This window comes from Desulfosediminicola ganghwensis (genome assembly GCF_005116675.2).
Lineage (GTDB): Bacteria > Desulfobacterota > Desulfobulbia > Desulfobulbales > Desulfocapsaceae > Desulfopila > Desulfopila ganghwensis.
Window position 1 is genome coordinate 1,747,357 of record NZ_CP050699.1, and the last position, 20,953, is coordinate 1,768,309.

At 50.6% G+C, this 20,953-nt stretch carries 16 protein-coding genes; 5 read left to right on the plus strand and 11 right to left on the minus strand.

What is annotated here, in order from left to right; all coding sequences use genetic code 11:
- Positions 1–31: 31 nt before the first annotated feature.
- A complete protein-coding gene (gene holA / locus FCL45_RS07395) occupies positions 32–1,396 on the minus strand; it encodes a DNA polymerase III subunit delta (RefSeq protein ID WP_136799587.1) in 1,365 nt (454 codons plus the stop codon).
- Between the two features lie 378 nt (positions 1,397–1,774).
- On the opposite strand from holA, the gene corA reads away from it, so the two are divergent.
- Positions 1,775–2,839: a magnesium/cobalt transporter CorA gene (corA, locus tag FCL45_RS07400; RefSeq protein WP_136799586.1), complete on the plus strand. Its 1,065-nt coding sequence runs from the start codon at positions 1,775–1,777 to the stop codon at positions 2,837–2,839.
- 154 nt (positions 2,840–2,993) lie between these two features.
- Here corA and FCL45_RS24815 read toward each other — a convergent pair whose 3' ends face one another.
- From FCL45_RS24815 to ilvD, 10 genes are all read right to left on the minus strand, one after another.
- Positions 2,994–3,170, minus strand: coding sequence for a hypothetical protein (locus FCL45_RS24815; RefSeq protein ID WP_338031724.1), 177 nt, complete (start codon positions 3,168–3,170; stop codon positions 2,994–2,996).
- Positions 3,171–3,179: 9 nt separating this feature from the next.
- Complete coding sequence (locus FCL45_RS07405; RefSeq protein WP_217907577.1) at positions 3,180–4,634, minus strand: IS4 family transposase; 1,455 nt, start codon at positions 4,632–4,634, stop codon at positions 3,180–3,182.
- 84 nt (positions 4,635–4,718) lie between these two features.
- The gene (locus FCL45_RS07410) at positions 4,719–6,878 is read right to left on the minus strand and encodes a mechanosensitive ion channel family protein (protein WP_136797441.1); all 2,160 of its coding nucleotides are present in this window, start codon (positions 6,876–6,878) and stop codon (positions 4,719–4,721) included.
- A 292-nt stretch (positions 6,879–7,170) separates the two neighbouring features.
- A complete protein-coding gene (locus tag FCL45_RS07415; protein ID WP_136797439.1) occupies positions 7,171–7,920 on the minus strand; it encodes a rhodanese-like domain-containing protein in 750 nt (249 codons plus the stop codon).
- 3 nt (positions 7,921–7,923) lie between these two features.
- Positions 7,924–8,496, minus strand: a complete 573-nt coding sequence (locus tag FCL45_RS07420) for a rhodanese-like domain-containing protein (RefSeq protein ID WP_136797438.1) — start codon at positions 8,494–8,496, stop codon at positions 7,924–7,926.
- 163 nt (positions 8,497–8,659) lie between these two features.
- Positions 8,660–9,250 carry a manganese efflux pump MntP gene (locus FCL45_RS07425; RefSeq protein WP_136797436.1) on the minus strand — a complete coding sequence of 197 codons (591 nt, stop codon included), beginning with the start codon at positions 9,248–9,250 and terminating at the stop codon, positions 8,660–8,662.
- Between the two features lie 28 nt (positions 9,251–9,278).
- Positions 9,279–10,331 (minus strand): 2-oxoacid:ferredoxin oxidoreductase subunit beta, encoded by a 1,053-nt coding sequence (locus FCL45_RS07430; RefSeq protein WP_136797435.1) that lies wholly within the window; start codon positions 10,329–10,331, stop codon positions 9,279–9,281.
- Positions 10,328–12,205 (minus strand): 2-oxoacid:acceptor oxidoreductase subunit alpha, encoded by a 1,878-nt coding sequence (locus tag FCL45_RS07435; protein ID WP_136797433.1) that lies wholly within the window; start codon positions 12,203–12,205, stop codon positions 10,328–10,330. The genes FCL45_RS07430 and FCL45_RS07435 overlap by 4 nt, the downstream gene beginning before the upstream one ends.
- A gap of 16 nt (positions 12,206–12,221) precedes the next feature.
- A complete protein-coding gene (locus tag FCL45_RS07440; protein ID WP_136797432.1) occupies positions 12,222–13,994 on the minus strand; it encodes an FAD-dependent oxidoreductase in 1,773 nt (590 codons plus the stop codon).
- Positions 13,995–14,277: 283 nt separating this feature from the next.
- Positions 14,278–16,116 (minus strand): dihydroxy-acid dehydratase, encoded by a 1,839-nt coding sequence (gene ilvD / locus FCL45_RS07445; protein ID WP_136797430.1) that lies wholly within the window; start codon positions 16,114–16,116, stop codon positions 14,278–14,280.
- A 146-nt stretch (positions 16,117–16,262) separates the two neighbouring features.
- Here ilvD and FCL45_RS07450 point away from each other — a divergent pair, with 146 nt between their 5' ends.
- From FCL45_RS07450 to FCL45_RS07465, 4 genes are all read left to right on the plus strand, one after another.
- A complete protein-coding gene (locus tag FCL45_RS07450) occupies positions 16,263–17,438 on the plus strand; it encodes a type IV pilus twitching motility protein PilT (RefSeq protein WP_136797428.1) in 1,176 nt (391 codons plus the stop codon).
- Between the two features lie 80 nt (positions 17,439–17,518).
- A complete protein-coding gene (locus FCL45_RS07455; protein WP_136797426.1) occupies positions 17,519–18,223 on the plus strand; it encodes a zinc ribbon domain-containing protein in 705 nt (234 codons plus the stop codon).
- Positions 18,224–18,576: 353 nt separating this feature from the next.
- Positions 18,577–20,205, plus strand: coding sequence for a DEAD/DEAH box helicase (locus FCL45_RS07460; RefSeq protein ID WP_228721453.1), 1,629 nt, complete (start codon positions 18,577–18,579; stop codon positions 20,203–20,205).
- Between the two features lie 29 nt (positions 20,206–20,234).
- The gene (locus tag FCL45_RS07465; RefSeq protein ID WP_136797424.1) at positions 20,235–20,765 is read left to right on the plus strand and encodes a rhodanese-like domain-containing protein; all 531 of its coding nucleotides are present in this window, start codon (positions 20,235–20,237) and stop codon (positions 20,763–20,765) included.
- Positions 20,766–20,953: the final 188 nt, after the last annotated feature.

The following is a 20,953-nucleotide window of genomic DNA, read 5'->3' on the forward strand; positions in this document are numbered from 1 at the left end:
AGGAGGAAAGCTGAGAACGCGAATTGCTGAGTTAACCTCTTCTCTGTAACTTCAGCATAGTCAGAAGCATCTCTTCCAGCACAATATGTTGAGGGATCGGTGAGCCCTTGAGCCGGAACTCCGCCTCAAGCAGCAGGCTCAGCCACTGTTTTAGCTGGCCGCAGGAGAATTCCCCCGCTTTGGTGAAACTCATGAACAGCGCATAGGGGTGGCCGCCAAGCATATCGCTCCATTCGCCTTGTTCTTTTAAGGCAGGCAGGTAACTGCCCTGGAACTGTTTAGCGTTCATGCCGGAGTGCCAGGCTGGAGTAGGCTGGAGTTGCAGTGAGCGAAAGATAAGAAGTTTCCGTATATAGTTTCTGAGAGTAGCCAGGATGGCTAAACCGTGGGTACCGTTTTCCTGCAGGCGGTTAAGTATGGTGAGTGCTCGGCCGATCTGGCGCTTGCCAAAGGCGTCTGTGAGTTCGAAAAGAGCATCTTCCCGACTTCTGCCTACCATCTCTTCCAGGTCCTGGGCGACGATCTGCGGTCTGTCACCGACATAATGGGCGAGCTTTTCCATTTCGGTGACAGCGGCGACGGGGTGAAAGCCGACCCGCTCAAAAAAGATTTCCAAAGCCCGTGGCTCGATGGATTTGTTGAAATCGGCCAGGGTCTTGTTCATCATCTCCCGAATTACGTCTTTCTGTGCATCCTGGGCAGCTTTACTGGCCCCTGTGGCCACGGAGCAATCGATTACCAGACCTTCTTTCTTGATGAAAGTGTAGAACCGTTGACGTTTGTCGACTGTTTCAGCGCTGAGGATCAGCACGTTCTGATCAGGGATGCCCTTTGTGAAGGTGTCGATGTATCTCTCAGTTATGTTGCCGCCACCCTTTGGAAGTTTGCCGGTGCCCACAGCCTGCACGAGCAGAGAGTCAGCCCAGCCGAGATCTCCGGGTTTGGAGAAGCCAAACATCTTCTCCCATTGTGAGCCTGAAATTTCGGAAAACGGTTTCTGGCTTTCGAGATCTATGGAACCAAGACGGGCAAAGGCTCCAATATGTCGCATAGCTGGTGCGGTTTTTCCGGCATCACTATTCTGCTGAGCCTTATCCCAGATGGTGGAGGCGACTGTTTTACTGTGGAAAATCCGGGAATCGGAAACCCGGTAAACCTGACGCCCGGGAAGCAGGCTGAAACTGAGCAATTTGGCAAGTGTCTGTCCCTGATCCTCATGATCCCCATCGATTGGATGCACCGCTCCTCTGCCGTCTGCAGTCAGTGCTTCCTGTAACTGGTCCGCTGCTTCCTTGCAGAGATAGCGCTCGCCAAAGAGCAGGACAACAGAAAGTTCTGCGAGTTTACCCTCATCCTTGAGCAGGGCGGGAATTTCGTTACGTTTGATCAGGGGCATAACAGCATTGGTGAGCAGTGAAAATCGAACTTTTGAATTGTGGTTGTCGCTTAAGGCGAAATTGACCGGTTTGCAGCAAAATACCAGAGATGAAGGATTTGGTCACTCAAAGAGTGTTGAGTGAGAGAGGCGACCGATAGTTTGTGTCGGTTGAGCCTGGTGTTGCATGGGCATTGAGTATGGGGAAACAATAAATTGTGGATGTCGATGAAAATATACTATATTAATCGACAGAAAGAGGGTGATATGGCAGTGGCCAGTTGTTAAAGTCGCTTGCCTCGCGGCTTGGTAAACTCAGGTCTGCAAGCTCGATGAATCTAGGCATACTGAGATAACGTACTTCCTCTTTTTTTGAGAATAATCTTTGGGGAGAGAGCTATGGCCCGGTTTCTGAAAAGCAGAGACAAAGTGCTGGGGAAATCCCTGGACGATGTGGTGTTTATCGGCTCACAAAAGGTCGACAAACCGTTTATAAGTGTTGTCAGCTACTCCGCGCAGGAATTGACCGAGGCTGAATGCCATTCACCTCTCGATTGCGCAGCATACCTCGATTCAGACCATGTCACATGGATAAGCGTGTATGGCCTGCACGATACCTCCTTTATTCAGCAGTTTGCACGAGGGCTTAATCTCCACCCGCTGGTGCTTGAGGATGTTGTGAATACCGGTCAGCACCCCAAGATGGACGATTATGACGATACGATCTATCTGGTTCTCAAATCCCTCAGATTCAATCCGGAAACAGAGTCTGTATTAAGTGATCAGTACTCGATGATCATCGGTGCCAATGTTCTGGTAACCTTTCACGAACAGCCGATGGAGATGTTTAAGCCGATACGGGAACGGTTGCGAAAAGGCAAGGGGCGGACACGAAAGCGAGGGACTGATTACCTGGCGTATGTGCTGCTGGATACCATTGTCGATAACTATATTGTCACGATCGAAAACCTCGGCAGCCGAATTGAGGAGATCGATGATTCGATTTTCAAGGATTTCGATCAGGAAGTAGTAAGCACCATTACCAGATATAAGCGGGAAGTGAGTTACCTCCGTAAGACTATCAGGCCGGTGAAGGACCTTATTGGTCAGTTGATCAAGGTGGATTCCAATTTGATCAGCGAAGAGACGATGCCGTTTTTTAAGGATCTGCACGGCCTGACGATCCAGGCCGTTGAAGTTCTGGAAACCTATCGGGAGATGCTCAGCGATAGCCTGAATACCTACAATACCATCGTCAGCAACAGACTTAATGAGATCATGAAGGTTCTGACCATTTTCGCGGCTATCTTTATCCCCTTAACCTTCATAGCGGGGATTTACGGTACAAATTTCGAATACCTGCCTGAACTTCGGTATAAATACAGTTATTTTGTATTCTGGGGAGTTCTGGTGGCAGTTGCTGCATTAATGCTGCGATTCTTCAAGAAGAAAGGGTGGTTGTAAAAGGCGGGAGTATCTCTTTTTACCCGCGGGGGGTCACCACTGGCATAGCCGCCACCATGGGAGGCGGTTCTGTCAGTGTCTTCGCTGTTCCAAATCTGCAAGCAAATCAAAAAACAATCACCGCTTTCAACGGGCATCAGACGAACCGGGGTAATTAGATAGGGGTGGAACCGGTTTTGATATGCACATCCCGTTGTGGGAATGGGATCTCAATACCGTTTTCCTTAAATGATTTATCAATCGCCATATGAAGCTCGCTCCTGACATGTATTTTCATGTCAATATCTTTCAGGTGACAGAGCAGATCGAAATTCAGGGAACTGTCCCGAATGGCGCTAGTTTAAGCCTTTTTTTCATATCTGCTCCGATGCTGTATTTCGACCATTTCACTTCTAGGTTTGTTGAGTAACTGATAAGGTTTTGGTCTTCGCTTAAGACACCGCGGATCGCTTCGTCCAGGCCTGTCGAAAACTTTGCAACGAGCCACGACAAAGGATAAATCTGAGAGCATGTTTTGTCTTTCATTTGTGCTCAACCTAGAGGACCCCAACCGTGGTTCCCAACTTCTAATAGCCTGTAGACTTCCTTTGAAACTGATAGACCGGATATCAATGTCTACCAGCTGTGTCGCTTGTAACATTATGCGCCGGATGCAGTTGTACGCTATGAAGTACATTAAAATTTCTTTCTTTATCATTTCAGGCGATTGGCACCGGAGGATATCAAATCCCATCGTTGTCTTGATATCACGAAAGAAAAGTTCGACATCCCAACGCTTAAGGTATAACGCTGCAATTTCGTCTTTCAGGTACTGATCTTGATCGATTAGCGTGGTAACAATATGAAATTCTTTTGTTCTAAACCCTGATTGAGTCACCTTTACTTTGATTTGTCTCATAACGAGTTTGTCGGGAAGGTCCTCCCAGGTTTTCCGCGAATACGACACCATTTCCCTGTATACTGGTTTTTTCCATTCAATCAGTAGATCATCAGGAGCGAATTCTTTAATGCAGTTTTTCCTACCGACTGGTTTTCTACGAGCAAGTGTTATCACACTATCAACACAGCGTTTTTTCAGCTCGGCTAAATCGAAGTAACTACAAAAACCTTTATCACCAAGAAAGATATCACCAGCCTCAAAGGTGGACCACTGCTTACGGAACAATGGAAGTTCGTTACTCTTTTTATTACCGATGGCATAGCTGAGCATTGTTCCGGTTTGCAATGAAAAGTATGCGCATATTCGTGCTGAGGGGAAGCCGCATCCTGGTTTCTGGTTCGATGACTGTGGCCAAAGCTCTTGATTTTCTGCTGTATCCGCCATTGTAACACCTGTCCCATCAACAACAATTACCTGGCGATCATTTAATGAATGAGATGCACGTCGTGCTCCGGACCATTTAGCAGTATGTTGAAACACCTCAACAAGCAGATTTTCATCTAATTTCTTACGTGCACAGCAATATGAAGCGGTAGATGATGATGGAAGCCGAAGGCCGTGGTTAGATGCATATGATTGCAACTTTTTTACAGCTTCTCTACATCCACCGTCTGCATCAAGGACTTGGCCTAAGAAGGACCAAAAAGTGTTTTCCTTGGTAAACAAACGTCGTCTGCTCATCTTTCCCGAAGGATCCTGTTTGAGCAATTTCGTGGGAATGAATTGCCCAAAAATCTCTCCTATCTGTTTAAAAGAGTTCTGTCTGAGGGAAGTGATTTTTCGAGCAAATTTTTGTTGTTGGCTATGAGGTTTTCTACCTCGTTTGGGAAGGTGAAAACCGGGCAACATTGGCATGATTTGGTGTTGGTTTCGCATAGCAAATTATACCAATTTTTGCCAATATATTCAGTTGCTTTTCACCTATAAAACACGCTTAAACTAGCGCCATTCGGAACTGTCCCCGAATGCCTGGAACCAGGCTTTGGGGACAGGAGTTGAACCATCGGTTATAACCTGTGGATGTTTGTGCGCGATTTGCAGCAATAGTTTTTGCACCAACTCCGTGTCACTGCCATATGCGACGCCGACCGAGACCCTGAGCCTGCCCCGGTGATCATCAAACATCATATTTGTTACCTGGTTGGAGATAAGCTCCGAGTTCGGCACAATGACATCAGATCTGTCAAAAGTCTGGACGATTGTTGAGCGTATACTGATTTTTTTCACGTAACCTTCTGTAGAGCCTACCAGTATCCAGTCCCCTTTTTTTATAGGCTTTTCAAACATGAGGATCAGCCCTGAGATAAAATTGTTGACGATGTTTTGTAATCCAAAACCTATTCCAACCGAAAGGGCACCTACTACCACCGTAAGACCGGTTAACTTCACACCGGCTACTCCCAGCATGAGCAGGATAAGTGCGCCATAACAGATGTAACCTGTGATTGTGAGAATGGTATCCCGTGAGCTTTCAGAAAAATCTCCCGATTTCAAAAGCCTGTTCTCTGTCCTTGCCTTGATGTAGTCAATTGAAGGCCAGAAAAGAAGCAGGATCAGGAGAGCAATTGTCACGCGCAGGGGGGAGATCTGTATACCGGTCAGCTGGAAGCCATGAACAAAAATTTCCCGGAGCCGCTCGCTGTCGACATTGGTGATTCCCCATTGGTGCAGGGTGAGTATGGCGGCTCCAATAATGACATATATTTTCAGACCGATACTCAAAACCGTGCTGGTTTGTGTCTTTGGCGCGCTCCCTTTTTCTTCTCTGCCTTGGGAAGTACGAAAAAACACTCTCTGCCTGTTGAGGAACAGTATGAGAATATCGATTGAATCATATAAGATGAGCGAAAAGGCAAAAACGGCAAAAGTGGCACCCAGTATATAGGCGATATGGATAACAAGATTCTTGAATCCAAATACTTCCAGCACAAGGAGAATAAGAATAGCTGAATAGACCAGGTATTTTCCCTGCTGCCATATCCCGGGGAAAAGCTCTTTGCCAATTGCTTTGGTCTGTAATGATAAGGCGATCAACCAGAGGATGAAAATGCAGGATGATATCAGGTTGATGTTCGGAAGCTGCAGTTGACCGGCGGGATAGCTCGAAGAAAAGAGTGTCAGGAGTCCTGTGGCAACACCGAAGAACAATACGATGAGAGAGAACGAGCGATTGTCCGGGCCCTCGGAAACAGGAGTGTCCTGCTGTCGGAAACGGGCGTGTATGGCGTGAAACAGTGAATAGATGACAGAGGAGCAAAACACCAAGGTTATTGGCAGCGTCAGGTATGCATATACCAGAGAAGAAGGCTGAAAGCGGGAAAAGAGTATCACCGAGAGGCAAATGGCCAGATAGAGTACCCGGATAACGACACTATGCCGAACGTGAGCCTGGACGAGCAGACGCACCATGTTGTCCGGTTTACACTGCGTTGTTATAAAACTCCGTGCCTTCAGGATAAGTGCCGAAAGTAAAAAAAACGTTATGATTATGGCAGTATAAGCAAGTGAAAGATCCACCTTTTGTGGAACGATAGACGATCGCATTTCCGACTGAACCGCATCCGGAGTCATGCCGGAGGCCTGCAGCCAAAGAGGGTCATTACGGGTGTAGAGGTTTTGGCTCTGCTGCTCCCCGATATATTTGTCGAGTTGCTCGAGAGTTTTCTGGGTATTGAGCAGGGAAAAACGAAGTTGCGCCAGTTCGAGCTGCTTGTTCTGCTTGAGAACCTCAACCTCGGGTAGTGAATTGGCTGATGACGTGGAACCGCCGCCATTTTCCCCACCAAGCCCACCCAGAACTGAGTTGAGTTGGTTGATTTCGGATTCGGCATATTTGATCTGGTTTTTCAGGTTCGATACATAACCCCGCAATTGCTGTTTCTTTGCCAAAGTCCATTCAAGATGCGGACGGTTTGCAAGGATCTGGAGAATGGCCTGGATCTCATGGGTTCTTTCAATTTCCGCTTGCAGCGATGGGGTGATCGCGTTCTCAGCCCGGAGGTCGGATATGGTGAAGACAAGTGTGGATATGCTGCATAGAAAGAACAGAACGCTTAAGAACATGTAGTTTTCAAAATTCCGGTTTGTTATGGATTTCATATTCCGCAGCTATTAAAGTTTGAACAGGAACTCGGCGATTGTGCCGACCACAGTATGGCAGAGCGAAGCCTGATTGTATATTTTTTTGTTCAGCTCATTATTGCTGCTATGCCGATAAGTTTTAGGTAGCCGATGTGAACAAAAATTCCTACAGATACTTCTCTGTGCGAGTTTTTCATTCTACTGGAATAGTCGATTTTACGAGAAGCGAGAAACGAGAAGCGAAGGGTAAGGCTGCCCGGACGGAATGAGGGTTCCGTCCGGGCGAAAGGAGATAGCGATTCTGCTGAGGTTACGGCTTGATTATTTCGCAATCACAGGCCGGGTCTGTGATGTCGAGCAGCAGAAACTTGACATCATAGCCATGATTTTTCAGCTCCTCGTAGGCAAGGTCGGCTCTGGCGCCGGTGGAGCAATGAATAAATACTCTCTTGTCCTTGGGGATTGAGGCGAGTTTTTTGGGTATTTCATCCAGGGGGATGTTCACGGTGTTTTTGAATATTCCGAACTCGGCTATTTCTTCTTCGGTCCGGGCATCGATCACGAAGGTGTCGGGCAGCTTGCCGTCAACCGCCTGCTTGAATTCGGCAACGGATACTTCACCTTTACCAAGTTTGCGCACCCAGCTGATCTCGTTGGAGAAGATAGGCCCGGATTCGACTTCACCGCCTGCATCCACCCAGCCCTCATAGTTGCCTTTGACCATAGAAACATGCTTGAAGCCCTCATCTTTGAGATCTTCATAGGCATCCATGGCACTCTCTTCGCTGTCGCTGTAAAGAACCACCGGTGCGTTGCGGGGGATATCATCGATGCGTGATTCAAGTTCTTCATACGGAACGGTTACAGCCCTGGGGATTCGTCCATCGGCCGGGCTGCCGTCTTCGCGCAGATCGAGCAGGACGATATTGCCAGTTTTTACGAACTCATTTGATGCATAGAGCGGATACCCTTCCTCAGACCAGGCAGGTTCACCATCAAGGAATACTCGAATATTGTTGTAACCAAGTTTTTTCGCCAGACCGGCGTTTGCGGTGGACATGCCTCAGGTGGGGCCTCCGCAATAGAAAACCAGCAGTTTATCCTTGTCATCAGGGAGCACTTCCGCTTTTTTCTCTTTCAGTTTGGCGACGGGAATTGAAATTGCTCCAGGTATGTGGGCCTGGTGATAACGGGAGAGTGGACGGGCATCAACCAGGGTGAGAGGCGTCGCACTTGCCAGCAGCTCATGGATTTCATCGACCTTTATTTCGGTGACACCCTCAGGGAGTTTGGCAAGTTTGGGCTTGATAAGGGTCGCGAATTTATCTTCTCCCCGCTGTTCCCAGGTGATGATGGCCGCTTCACCCTTTTTCGCGAACTCGATTCCTTTGGTCTGGTCATCGAATCGCACCATCATGGTTTTGGCAGCGTCCCCCTTGCCAACCTGGATGGAAATAGTCTTCGCTTTATTCGATTTACCAACCACCGGTCCCTTGTAAACGTTCTGGGCCTGCTGTTGGGCTGCAGCAGGTTGCTTGGCACTGTCCGCAAAACTATTTGTCGGGCTAAGCCCAGACGAAACAAGTGCCAGTACAAATGCAGCTGCAACGAGCTTTGTGCTGATTGAGCTTCTCATTACTGTTCCTCCGAAAGGTTAATGTGCTGTTTATGCTGCCTTGTTTGGTGGAGATCAATAGCTATAAAAGAATATAATTAATTGATTAAGTAATGCAATGGGATAATGCCATAAAAAATCGGAATTTCGAAGGACTACCACGTTTGGATAAGGGAAATTATGGTCAGGAGAAGAGGAACGTTTCAAAAACACCTTGTTGGTGCAGGATGTTTAAGCCAATTCCCCAAAGTACGGCACCACCAAGGATCTCAGCCAGAACGCTTAATTTTTTAAAAGAAGCAACCTTTTTGCCAAGGTGCATGCCGGTTATGGTAAAAGCTGCAGCCACAATGCCGATGATGATTGCAGGGGTAACGATGTCTATCTCCAGCATGGACATGCTGAAGCCGACCGCCAGAGCGTCAATACTTGTTGCCACCGAAAGCATGACCATGGTTAGTCCGCGGGTGGAATCTTTTTTTTCTGCTTCGGTGTCTTTTTCGAAGTCGAATGCTTCGCGAAGCATATTGGTGCCCACTGCGGCAAGAAGACCGAAAGCTATCCAATGGGCCCAACTTTCCACGAAGTTGTGGATGGCGCTGCCGAGGGCCCAGCCGATAATCGGCATCATGGCCTGAAAGAGGCCAAAATGCCAGGAGAGTCGAAAAGTCTGTCTGGCGCTGATTGTTTTCAGACTGATACCGACAGCAATAGCCACCGCGAAGGCGTCCATGGCCAGGGCGATGGCTATTCCCAAAATACTTATTAATGACATGATATAAAATCTAAATTTTGCCCGGGCGTTATCTCAGGCTGTTATTAATTTTTTCTAATGCATCATTGCCGGGGCAGAGATCTTCCCTGGTGAGGCTGTTGAGCGGACGCGGGGTTGTCTCGATTATGTCGTGGGTATCCTTGCTCGCCGGATTGACATAAATGACTCCGGTAAGCACCCGACCACGTTCTTTTGCTTCTTCGAGCTTGTCTACAGAGCGGCGCTGGTCAGTAACATCGAACTCCTGTTCGAGCTTTTCAAGAAGCAGGGTAGAGCCGTCATGCATCACCACTGTCTGGGTGGCGCCCTCATCGTAACGGGTCAGGATTTCCCTCTGGAGCGGGATGAAATCAAAAGTACCTGTTGCCTCACTATGCTCACGAACATACTGATAGCTTTTGGTGGAGCGGTCAGTATTGTTGAATGTAACACAAGGGGAGATCACGTCAAGAAATGCCAGACCATTGTGGCTGATGGCCGCTTTAATCAGCGGTACAAGCTGTTGCTTGTCGCCGGAGAAGCTACGGGCGACAAAACTTGCGCCAAGCTGGATGGCAATTTCACACAGGTCTATTGATTCAAAGGGATTCGGTTTGCCTTTTTTTCCGGCGCTGCCCTTATCTGCGGTGGCTGAATCCTGGCCTTTGGTGAGACCGTAACAACCGTTGTTCATGCAGATATAGTTCATGTTCAGGTTACGCCTGAGGGCGTGGGCGAATTGACCCATGCCGATGGAGGCGGTGTCGCCGTCACCGGAAACACCTATATACAGTAAATCCCGGTTGGCCATATTGGCTCCGGTGGCAATGGAGGGCATGCGGCCGTGGACTGAGTTGAAGCCGTGTGACTTGCCAAGAAAATAGGCCGGAGTCTTTGAAGAACATCCTATACCGGAAAGCTTCGCCACCCTGTGCGGCTCTATGGCCATCTCGAAACAGGCCTGCACAATAGCGCTGGAAATAGAGTCATGACCGCAGCCTGCACAGAGAGTGGAAATCGCACCTTCATAGTCCCGCCGGTGATACCCTTTGCTGTTTTTCTGTTGCTCAGGGTGGCGAAAGGTCGGTCGGGTATAGCTCATACATTACCTCCGGTGGCGAGATGGGGAGAACTGTCTGTGCCGGTTCTGCCAGCCAGTTTTGCTTTCAGGCTTTCGGTTATAAAATCGGCAGTGATCGGCTTGCCGTCAAAGTTGAGAATAGAGACGAGCTTGTCCGGATGAAAGCCATATTCGGCGATGAGTAAAGTTCGCATCTGGGCGTCGCGGTTTTGTTCGATGACGAAAACGATTTCATGCTGGTCAATAAAATCCACAGCAGGCTGAGGGCAGGGGAATGATCGAAGACGCATGGTGTCGATGATGATCCTCTCTTCTGCCAGCCTGTCTATTGCCTCGTAGGCGGAATGGGTGGTGGTGCCGAAAAAAAGTGCACCGAGAGGGTTCCCCGCCTGGGCAGACGTGCTCCGAAACTTGATATGGGGCTCGGGCATCATGGTTTTTGCTGTCTGCCACTTTTTATCGAGCCTCAACATGGCGCGCTGATAGGCACCACTGTCTTCGGTATATGCCGCATACTCATCGTGGGAGGAGCCCCTGGTGAAGTATGATCCCCTGGTGGGGTGGGCGCCGGGGATGGTGCGATAGCAGATGCCGTCCCCATCAACGTCGAGGTAGCGTCCCCATCTCTCTCTGTTTCGTTCAAACTCATCCAGCTCTTCACCTGTTAAGGTTTTGCCACGGTCATACTCCCGGTTGTCATCCCAGACAAAAGGCCTGCTGATATGGTCGTTCATGCCCAGATCAAGATCACTCATGACAAGTACCGGAGTCTGCAGTCGCTCGGCAAGATCGAACGCATCGGCGGTAAGTTCAAAACACTCCGCCGGGTCGCAGGGAATGAGCAGCACGTTCTTGGTATCGCCATGAGAGGCGTAGGCGGTGGCGATAAAATCAGACTGCTGGGTTCTGGTCGGCATGCCGGTGCTCGGCCCTGTTCTCTGTACGTTCACTACCACTGCAGGTACCTCGGCAAAATAGGCCAGGCCGAGAAATTCAGCCATGAGTGATATGCCGGGGCCGGATGTGGCGGTGAAGGCCCGTGATCCGTTCCATGAGGCGCCGATAACCATGCCAAGAGCTGAGAGTTCATCTTCGGCCTGGAGAATGGCAACCTTTTTGCTGCCGTCCTCTTCGAGCCGGTGAATGTTGGAGAATCGCTCAAACGCCTCTATCACGGAGGTGGATGGGGTAATGGGATACCAACCGGCAACGGTGGCTCCGCCATAGAGTGCGCCGAGGGCGGCGGCGCTGTTGCCGTCTACCAGAATTGAGTCCTGCAGGATGTTTTCCCTGCGGGAAAGAGATAGTCGGCAGCTCTCGTTAAAATGCTTTTTCGCATAATCCCTGCCGATTTCAAGTGCCTGGATATTGGGCTCAGCCAGTTTCGGTTTCTTCCTGAACTGCTGGCCGATGGCGTCGGTGAGAACGGTGAATTCAATGTCGAGCAGGTGGGAGAGGGCACCTACATAGACAATGTTCTTCAGGAGTTGGCGCAGTTTTGGGTTGGTAAAGGCATCGTTAGTAAGCTGCGTGAGCGGAATGCCGATCTCGACGATGTCGTCTCTGTCGCACTCATCGAACAGCGGTCTGGTTGAATCATAGAAAAAGTATCCACCGGGCAGCAACTCGTTATAGTCCTGAACCAGAGTCTGGCCGTTGGTGGCCACCATCATGTCGACACCGCCGCGTCTGCCAAGGTTCCCCTTGTCGTTGACCCGCACTTCATACCAGGTGGGTAATCCCTGGATATTAGATGGGAAAATGTTTTTGGGGCTGACCGGAATGCCCATCCTGAAGATTGCCTTGGCAAAGAGGTTGTTGGCGCTTGCCGAACCGGAGCCGTTGACATTGGCGAAGCGGATTACGAAGTCATTAGTACTTTGTATTGGTTCCATAGATTTGAGATCTCTTTTATTCCGCCATTGGGGCCTGATAGACAAATTTAATCATCTCCCAGGATGATGTTGGGCAGCGTTCAGCACACAGGCCGCAGTGCAGGCAGACATTTTCGTCCTTGACCATCACCCGCCCGGTGGGCAGCTCAGAAGATACGTAAAGATCAGTTGTGCGGTTATTGGCCGGCACCAGCAGCCGCTGACGAAGATCATCTTCATCACCGTTTTCAATGAAGTTGATGCAGGTGACCGGGCATATATCGACACAGGCGTCGCATTCGATACAGGTCTCGGCATCGAAGACAGTCTGCACATCACAGTTGAGGCAGCGTTTGGCTTCCCTTTGGCCAAGATCATAGTCATAACCAAGTTCAACTTCGATCAGCCGGTCCTGTATCGATTTGACCTTCTCCACCATCGGAACGACCTGACGCTCGTCATCGGTGACGTGGCTTTCATAGAGCCAGTCATGGATACCCATCTTCTGGCCGACAAGGTTCACCTTGGGATGGGGACGGTCGAGCAGATTTGCTCCCTGACAGAAGAGATGAATGGATATCGCAGCCTCATGGCCGTGGGCCACAGCGGTGATGACATTTTGTGGGCCGAATGCTGCGTCGCCACCAAAGAACACTTGGGGCAGGGTGGATTGCATGGTGTGCTTATTGAGCACCGGCAATCCCCATTTGTCGAAGTCGATACCGATATCGCGCTCTATAAATGGAAAGGCGTTCTGCTGACCAACAGCGAGGATCACCTCATCGCACCCGATGAAAACCGGCTCATTGCCAATGGAGACCAGGCTTCTTTTACCGACTTCATCATATACTGGTTCAACCCGGTCGAAACGCATGCCGATTAATTTGCCATCTTCAACAACAAACTCCAGAGGTGAATGGTTCTCGATGATTTCCACATCTTCATGCTCGGCGTCTTCGACCTCCCATGGAGATGCCTTCATCTCATTCTTGGGGCTGCGGACAATGACTTTTACATCAGTGCCGCCGAGACGTCTGGCGGTACGACAACAGTCCATTGCTGTATTGCCACCGCCCAGCACAAGTACTTTGGGGCCTGCACTGGTAACATGGCGATAGAGCACAGAGGCAAGCCATTCGATGCCGAGGTGAATGGACTGATCTCCCTCGGCGCGGCCGGGCAGGTCGGGCAGGTCACGGCCGCGGGGGGCACCGGTGCCAATAAAGATGGCGTCATAATCTTTATCGAGAATCTCCTGGAGGTTGTCGATATATTGGTTGAAGAAGGTGTTCACTCCATAATCGAGGATGTAGTTGATTTCCTCATCAAGCACCTGCTCCGGCAATCTGAATGAGGGCACCTGGGTGCGGATAAATCCCCCGGCTTTAGCCTGATCATCATAGAGATCGATGGTATAGCCCAGCAGGATAAGGTCACGGGCTACGGTGAGCGAGGCGGGACCTGCACCAATCAAGGCAATCTTTTTGCCGTTTTTTTCTTCAGGGACTTTCGGAAGTCTATCGATAATGGCTCTTTTGTTATCGGCACAGACCCGTTTCAAACGGCAGATAGCCACGGGTTCCCCGTCCAACCTGCCGCGACGGCAGGCCGGTTCGCATGGACGATCGCAGACCCGGCCAAGAATTCCGGGGAATACGTTTGAGACCCAGTTCACCATATAGGCGTCCTCATAACGCTCGAAATCGATCAGTCGGATATATTCGGCACAGGCGGTATGGGCCGGACAGGCGTACTGGCAATCTATGACTTTATGAAAATACTCAGGATCTTGTAGATTTGTAGGCTTCACAATTGTTCCTCTGATATTTTGTGAGCGGTTCGGCATAGTAGGGGTGTGAATAATCCACCCATATCTATCCTATTATATTTGTTCGATGAGATCTAAAGAAAAGATAAGGTGTTGGAAGAGAACGGTTATTTTTATCATTTAGAGGTGGGACGTTGGACGTTGGACGTTGGACGTTGGATATGGGATGTGAGGAGTGAGGTTGGATGTGGGATGTGGTGAGGGGGAACGGCAGGCGCACTCAGGTGGCCTGCCGTTGTGAGTAATAGGAAAAGAGGAGTGTTTATTATTCGCCGGGGAGCTGGCGAACCGCCCCCTTGTCGGCCGAGGATGCGAGCATTGCATAGGCCCTCAAAGCCTTGGAGACAACGCGGTCACGCTTGCCCGGGCTAAACCCTGCGTCACCCTTGGCCTCTTCTTTGGCGCGGCGCTCAGCCAGAACATCGTCGGAGACATCCACATTGATTGTGCGGTTGGGGATGTCGATCTCGATGGTGTCGCCATCTTCAATCAGGGCGATGGTGCCACCTGCAGCGGCTTCCGGGCTGACATGACCGATGGAGAGGCCGGAGGTGCCGCCGGAGAAACGGCCGTCGGTGATCAGGGCACACTCAGCTCCGAGGTGAACCGATTTCAGGTAGGAGGTCGGGTAGAGCATCTCCTGCATGCCCGGCCCGCCCTTGGGGCCTTCATAGCGAATGATGACAGCATCTCCAGCCTTGATCCGACCGTCGAGAATTGCCTCGCAGGATTCGTCCTGGGACGCGAAAACCCTTGCAGTGCCTGTGAATTTGAGGATTGACTCATCAACGCCTGCCGTTTTGACGATGCAGCCGTTTTCAGCCATGTTGCCGAACAGCACGGCGAGTCCGCCATCCTTGCTGTGACAATTTTCAAGGTCTCTGATACAGCCGGCTGAACGATCGGTATCCGCTTCCTGGTACATGGTGGATTGGGACCCCATGACCAGATTCAGGCCAATCTGGGCCGGGGCAGCCTTGTACAGCTCTTTGGCTTCGTCGCTTACGGTTTCGCGCATCAGGTCGTGACTGTCGAGAATTGCTGACAGGCTCGGGCTGTCTATCCGGCTGACGCTGGTGTCGATGAGACCTGCCCGGTCGAGTTCACCAAGGATGGACATGATACCGCCCGCTCTGTGCACGTCCTCGATGTGATAGGAAGAAGACGGTGCAACCTTGGAAAGTACTGGTACTTTTCTGGAAAGTTTGTCTATGTCCTGCATGGTGAAGTCGACACCGGCCTCGTTGGCAATGGCCAGGAGGTGCAGGACAGTGTTGGTGGAACCACCCATGGCGATATCAAGGGCCATGGAATTCATAAAAGCGGCCTTGGAGGCGATTGAGCGTGGCAGCACAGATGCATCCTCGCGGTCGTACCAGGCATATGCCATCTCAACAATACGGTGTGCTGCCCTGGTAAAGAGGGTTTTACGTTTGGCGTGGGTGGCAACCACGGTGCCGTTGCCCGGCAGGGCCAGCCCCAGTGCTTCGTTGAGGCAGTTCATGGAGTTGGCGGTAAACATACCGGAGCAGGAACCGCAGGTAGGGCAGGCGCTGCGCTCCACCCGCTCGACATCGGCATCGCTTACGGTCTGGTCGGCAGCCATTACCATGGCATCCACCAGATCGTAGCGTTTGTCGCCGTCCACACCGGCTTCCATTGGTCCGCCGGAAACGAAGATGGCAGGGATGTTCAGACGCATGGCGGCCATCAGCATACCCGGGGTGATCTTGTCGCAGTTGCTGATGCAGACCAGGGCATCCACGGTGTGGGCGTTGCTCATGTACTCGACACTGTCGGCAATAAGATCGCGTGAGGGCAGGGAGTAGAGCATGCCGTCGTGGCCCATGGCAATACCGTCATCAATGGCAATGGTATTGAATTCGGCAGCAAAACAACCCTGATCCGCTATGATTTTTTTCATCTGCTGGCCAATCTCGTGCAGATGCACATGGCCCGGAACGAATTGGGTAAATGAATTGACGATGCCAATGATCGGTTTGCCGAAATGTTCTTCTTTCATGCCGTTGGCACGCCAGAGGCTTCTGGCACCTGCCATTCTACGGCCATGGGTTGTCGTCGCACTACGCAGTGGAATTGCCATTGGTTACACCTTCATTGTCCTGAGAAAGAAGCTGGAGTAGACCGCTTCGTTGGATAGTATTGGAAAAAATTGTTGAAATTCTTGTTACTTTGGACACAATATACTATGAAAATAGGGGCCATTGCACATTTTTTCAGGAGACAGTTATGAAAAAGACAGAAATCGATTATTGGATTACAGCGATGCTGGAATCCCACCCCAATGTCTCCGACTTGAACGTCACAGTCGGAAAAACATTGCAGGTTGAATCTGCCGGTAAACTGGTGCCTGTATCCGTGCAGCCCCCGGTAACAGAGTTAACTCCATTCCAGACGGAAACATTCGCCCTGAACCTGATCGGCAACAACCGTCGTTTGTTGCGGGATTTGCTGGAAAACGGTTCTTGCGATATGTCCTATTCCCTGGGGGATAGGGCTCGCTTCAGGGTGAACATCTTCACACAGAAGGGCTACTATACAACAATTCTTCGTAAATTGGAAACCCGGGTACCATCGATCGAGTCGATGCAGTTTCCGGATGCCTTCGGCAAAATGGCAGCAGAGTTAAACGGGCTGGTGCTCTTTACAGGTGCCACCGGTTCCGGTAAGACAACCTCGCTGGCCGCCCTGCTCGATCGAATCAACAATACCCGGCCTGTACATGTAGTTACTCTCGAAGACCCGATAGAATATGTGCATAGGCAGCGCAACGCTACCTTCAACCAGCGTGAACTCGGAAACGATTTCAGTACCTTCGCGACAGGAATGCGGGCGGCGCTTCGTCAGGCGCCGAAGGTCATCCTGGTTGGTGAGATGCGAGACAGGGACACCATGGAGATCGGCCTCACCGCAGCAGAGACAGGCCATCTGGTGTTCTCCACCCTGCATACCATCGATGCGGGTCAGACAATCAACCGTATCCTTGGTATGTTTGAACAGGAGGAGCAGCCACAGATTCGTCATCGACTGGTTGATACCATCCGCTGGGTTGTTGGTCAGCGTCTGCTTCCCAAGGTTGGTGGTGGCCGGGTTGCGGCCATGGAAATCCTCCGGACCAGCCTCCGTATAAAAGACCTGATTTTAAATGGCGCGTCAGAAGAGAAGACCTTTTACAACATTATCAAAGAAGGTGCCACGCTCGATATGCGTACTTTCGACCAGGATATCCTGGAGTTGTACAGCCGTGGCCTGATTACCGAAGAAACAGCCCTGACCTACTGCTCGCAGCGCAATGAGGTTACCCGCGGTCTCGACCGTCTGAAGGCGGAACGGGGTGAATCCACTTCTACCCTGGGTGGCTTGAAAATGGAAGAAGAGGAAGAAGAGCAAGGATTCTTCCGTTGATACTTTTCGGGACTGCTGTCTGCATTTTAAGATAATGTGAGAACTGAAATTCCTTGTAAAACAGATCGTGAGAGGGTGTCATGAATGTGAGCTGTCCCCATTGTGGAACACAACTGAAATTTAGCGATAAATTCCGGGCCAGCCTGGAAAAGCTGAAGCCGGAGCAGAAAGCACGTATCAAGTGCTCTCAGTGCGAGAAACCTTTCTCCATTGACCGATCCATCCTGGGAGCCCCAGCCGCGTCAAAGCAGGTAAGGCGAGGGCAACCCGGTACAGGTGGCAATGTAAAACCACCTGTACCGCCGGATGTGTCTTGGCTGCAGGATGGTGTGTTTGAGGAACAGGAGGTGGTTGAGGAGATTCCGCTGGCTCTCATCCTGATTCCCGAAGATGCGGGTCGGGATGTTGTCGTGAAGTCTGTGGAGGGGCTGGGATACCGGGCAGAAATCGTTACATCGGTTGACTTGGCCATGGAAAAGATGCAATTTGTTAACTACTCGAGTGTTCTTTTGCACACCGAGTTTGAGCCGCAGGGCTTACACGGCGGAACTTTCCATAAGTTCATGGCCAGGATGAGCATGCCCAAGAGGCGGTATATCTTTTATGCCCTGATTGGCAAGGATTTGAATACCCTGTACGATCTTGAAGCGCTTGCCTACTCAGCGAATATTGTCGTGAATGAACGGGATATTGAACATTTCGGTGTTATTCTCAGGAAAACCATACCGGAATATGAGATGCTGTTTGGGCCGATCATGGAAGAAACACGACTGGTTGGGCATTAAGGAGAGTTGACCAATCCCGGGGAATGCTGTAAAGACCATGCTGGTTGCAACCTGCCTGAATTATCGTTGTAATCGAAAAAAAATGGCTGCACTGCAGGAGAGCCTGTCACTACGTTGGCAGGAATCTCAGGCAGTAGTGGCGGGCTTAAAGAAACCGCCGGTGTTAAAGCCGCAATACACTAATTGACTCTGTTGCCGACTTTCCAGACGCTTATAAACAGAACTGAAGAGTTCTGATTTGCCCAACATCAGCTGTCTGCTCGAAAATACGCGCCAAGTCCATCACACTCAGATGACCTATTGAGTGGCTGACCCGAATCTCAGCAATTCCTATCGGGCGTGAGACAAATTTTATGCTAAGAGAATTTATGGCCCGTACCGGGCAGCGGTTACAGAAACTTGCCCGTGGCGGCTTTCTGGGCAGAAAAAAACAGAAGAAGGCTGAGGCTGCGACCGGCAAAAAGGAGACTCAGATATCAGTATCGCCGGATGCGGCTGCCACTCCGGTAGTGACAAACAGGGTTGAAAAAAACAATCCAGGCGGGCAGCCTGCTGGTTCCAAAAATGTTTCAGCCGAAGCTCAGAAACGACCGGCCAGAAAGCCAAAGCCGCGCTGGACACTCGATGAATTTGAAGTGCCCCCCGCGGAAGGCCTGTCCCGCTTCCATGATTTCAAGCTGCCGTTATCGGTGATGCACGGCATTGCCGACCAGAAGTTCGAGTACTGCACACCTATTCAGGCTAAGGCGCTGCCGAATGTGTTGGAAGGTAAGGACCTGATTGGTAAAGCCAACACCGGCACCGGCAAGAGTGCGGTATTCCTGATTGCGGTGTTCAGCCGCCTGCTGAAAGACAACAATCGTAAAAAGAAAAAAGGCACCCCGAGAGCGCTGGTCATTGCCCCGACCCGTGAGCTGGTGGTGCAGATCACCAAAGACGGCAGGAAACTCGGTCAATATACCGGTCTTCGTATCCATGCGGTTTACGGCGGTACCAATTATGCAGCCCAGATGGACACCCTGCGCGACAAGACGGTCGATGTCGTCGTTGCAACTCCGGGGCGTCTGCTCGATTTTGCCAACAAGAATGTCATCTCTCTTAAAGAGTGCAATATAATGGTGATCGATGAGGCGGACCGTATGCTGGATATGGGATTTATTCCCGATGTGCGCCGCATCATAGGTCGGATCCCCGCCAAGGAGGAGCGACAGACGCTGCTGTTTTCAGCGACTGTTTCCGATGATGTGCGCCGCCTTGCCTACCAGTGGTGCGTCAAGCCCGAGTATGTTGAGGCAGAGCAGGACCAGGTGAGCGTTGACAGCATCAGTCAGCGGGTTTACCTGTCGACCACCGAAGAGAAGTACATCATTCTGTATAATCTCATCAAGCAGAGACCGGATGACCGTATCATGGTTTTTGCCAATATGAAGAGCCAGGTGCGTAAACTGAGCGAGAGATTGCAGCGTGACGGTGTTGACTGTGTGGTTCTTTCCGGGGATGTTCCGCAGAATAAGCGCGAGAGCAGGCTGGAACGTTTTCGCGCCGGTAAAAGTAAAGTGCTGGTGGCCACAGATGTAGCAGGCAGGGGAATTCATATTGAAGGAATCAGTTACGTCGTGAATTTCACTCTGCCTTACGAACCTGAGGATTACGTACACCGCATTGGACGCACCGGCCGTGCCGGAGCTGAAGGGGTCGCCGTCAGTTTCGCATGTGAGGAGGGCGCATTTGTCCTGCCGGAAATTGAAGAGTATATCGAGCGGAGCCTCGAGTGCCAGGTGCCCCCGGAGGAGCTTCTGGTCCCTGTTCCTGCGAGGGCTGCGACAAGCAACGAAAGCAAAACTGGTAGCAAAACCGGTAGCAAAACTGGTGGCAAAACTGGTGGCAAAACTGGTAGCAGGAATGGTAGTCCTGGCGGACAAAGGCGCAGGCGTCCACAGAAAAAGAGGCTGCAGCATTCCGTTAAGCCGTCAGCACAATAAGTATATTATAAAGAGCAGGTTTGCAGTTTATGTTGGAATTACCAGGAGAAAAGAAGAAATCCCCACTGCCGAAAGTGTTATTTGTCCTCATGGTGGCAATACTGGTGGGGACTGTATGGTACTTTGCCGGTGGCGACGAGGCAACTGAAGAAGCAGTTGAGGAAGGTCAGCAGTTTTTTGTGCCCAGTGAGCCGGAATTTCTCTCCCTATTGCCAGCAGAGGCGTATGAGCTGATCCAGGAACGAAAGGCGGTAATTGTTGATGTCCGTTCCGAGGCTGAGCGAGCAGAGGTGAGTATTCCAGGGTCGATCTCGGTACCGCTTACCAAGTTGGCGGCCGGGGAGTTTGACCTGCCCAAAGAGCAGGCCCTGTTACTGGTGTGTTCTGTAGGGGGCCGCAGTTATGGTGCAGGACTTTATCTGATGCAGCAGGGATACCTGCAGGTGTATAACCTGCGGGGTGGAATCAATGCCTGGTCGAGGGAGGGACTCCCCCTGGTGACAAACATCGCTGACGGTGAGCCGGAAGTCGCTGAAAAAGAGCAACCTTCAGATAAATAGGTCGATTCGTTCAGGTGTCAGTTTGTGCATTGGGCCCTTGCGAATTCGATACCAGGTATTATCAGTTATGCAATGCCTTGAGAACAAAGATGTGAAATTGCGTGCGTACTGCGAACTCGCTCTAAGAGAGCCTGGTTGGGAAAAATAAAAAAAATGTTCCAGATTTTCTTAATCTTCTGAAACGCATA

What these genes read in the sequence shown, in the direction of transcription:
- FCL45_RS07410 (WP_136797441.1), bottom strand. Translation starts at nt 6,878, where the DNA reads ATGAAATCCATAACAAACCGGAATTTTGAAAACTACATGTTCTTAAGC.
- FCL45_RS07425 (WP_136797436.1), bottom strand. Translation starts at nt 9,250, where the DNA reads ATGTCATTAATAAGTATTTTGGGAATAGCCATCGCCCTGGCCATGGAC.
- FCL45_RS07450 (WP_136797428.1), top strand. Translation starts at nt 16,263, where the DNA reads ATGAAAAAGACAGAAATCGATTATTGGATTACAGCGATGCTGGAATCC.
- corA (WP_136799586.1), top strand. Translation starts at nt 1,775, where the DNA reads ATGGCCCGGTTTCTGAAAAGCAGAGACAAAGTGCTGGGGAAATCCCTG.
- FCL45_RS07455 (WP_136797426.1), top strand. Translation starts at nt 17,519, where the DNA reads ATGAATGTGAGCTGTCCCCATTGTGGAACACAACTGAAATTTAGCGAT.
- holA (WP_136799587.1), bottom strand. Translation starts at nt 1,396, where the DNA reads ATGCCCCTGATCAAACGTAACGAAATTCCCGCCCTGCTCAAGGATGAG.
- FCL45_RS07460 (WP_228721453.1), top strand. Translation starts at nt 18,577, where the DNA reads ATGCTAAGAGAATTTATGGCCCGTACCGGGCAGCGGTTACAGAAACTT.
- FCL45_RS07430 (WP_136797435.1), bottom strand. Translation starts at nt 10,331, where the DNA reads ATGAGCTATACCCGACCGACCTTTCGCCACCCTGAGCAACAGAAAAAC.
- FCL45_RS07465 (WP_136797424.1), top strand. Translation starts at nt 20,235, where the DNA reads ATGTTGGAATTACCAGGAGAAAAGAAGAAATCCCCACTGCCGAAAGTG.
- FCL45_RS07435 (WP_136797433.1), bottom strand. Translation starts at nt 12,205, where the DNA reads ATGGAACCAATACAAAGTACTAATGACTTCGTAATCCGCTTCGCCAAT.
- FCL45_RS07415 (WP_136797439.1), bottom strand. Translation starts at nt 7,920, where the DNA reads ATGTCCACCGCAAACGCCGGTCTGGCGAAAAAACTTGGTTACAACAAT.
- ilvD (WP_136797430.1), bottom strand. Translation starts at nt 16,116, where the DNA reads ATGGCAATTCCACTGCGTAGTGCGACGACAACCCATGGCCGTAGAATG.
- FCL45_RS07405 (WP_217907577.1), bottom strand. Translation starts at nt 4,634, where the DNA reads ATGCCAATGTTGCCCGGTTTTCACCTTCCCAAACGAGGTAGAAAACCT.
- FCL45_RS07420 (WP_136797438.1), bottom strand. Translation starts at nt 8,496, where the DNA reads ATGAGAAGCTCAATCAGCACAAAGCTCGTTGCAGCTGCATTTGTACTG.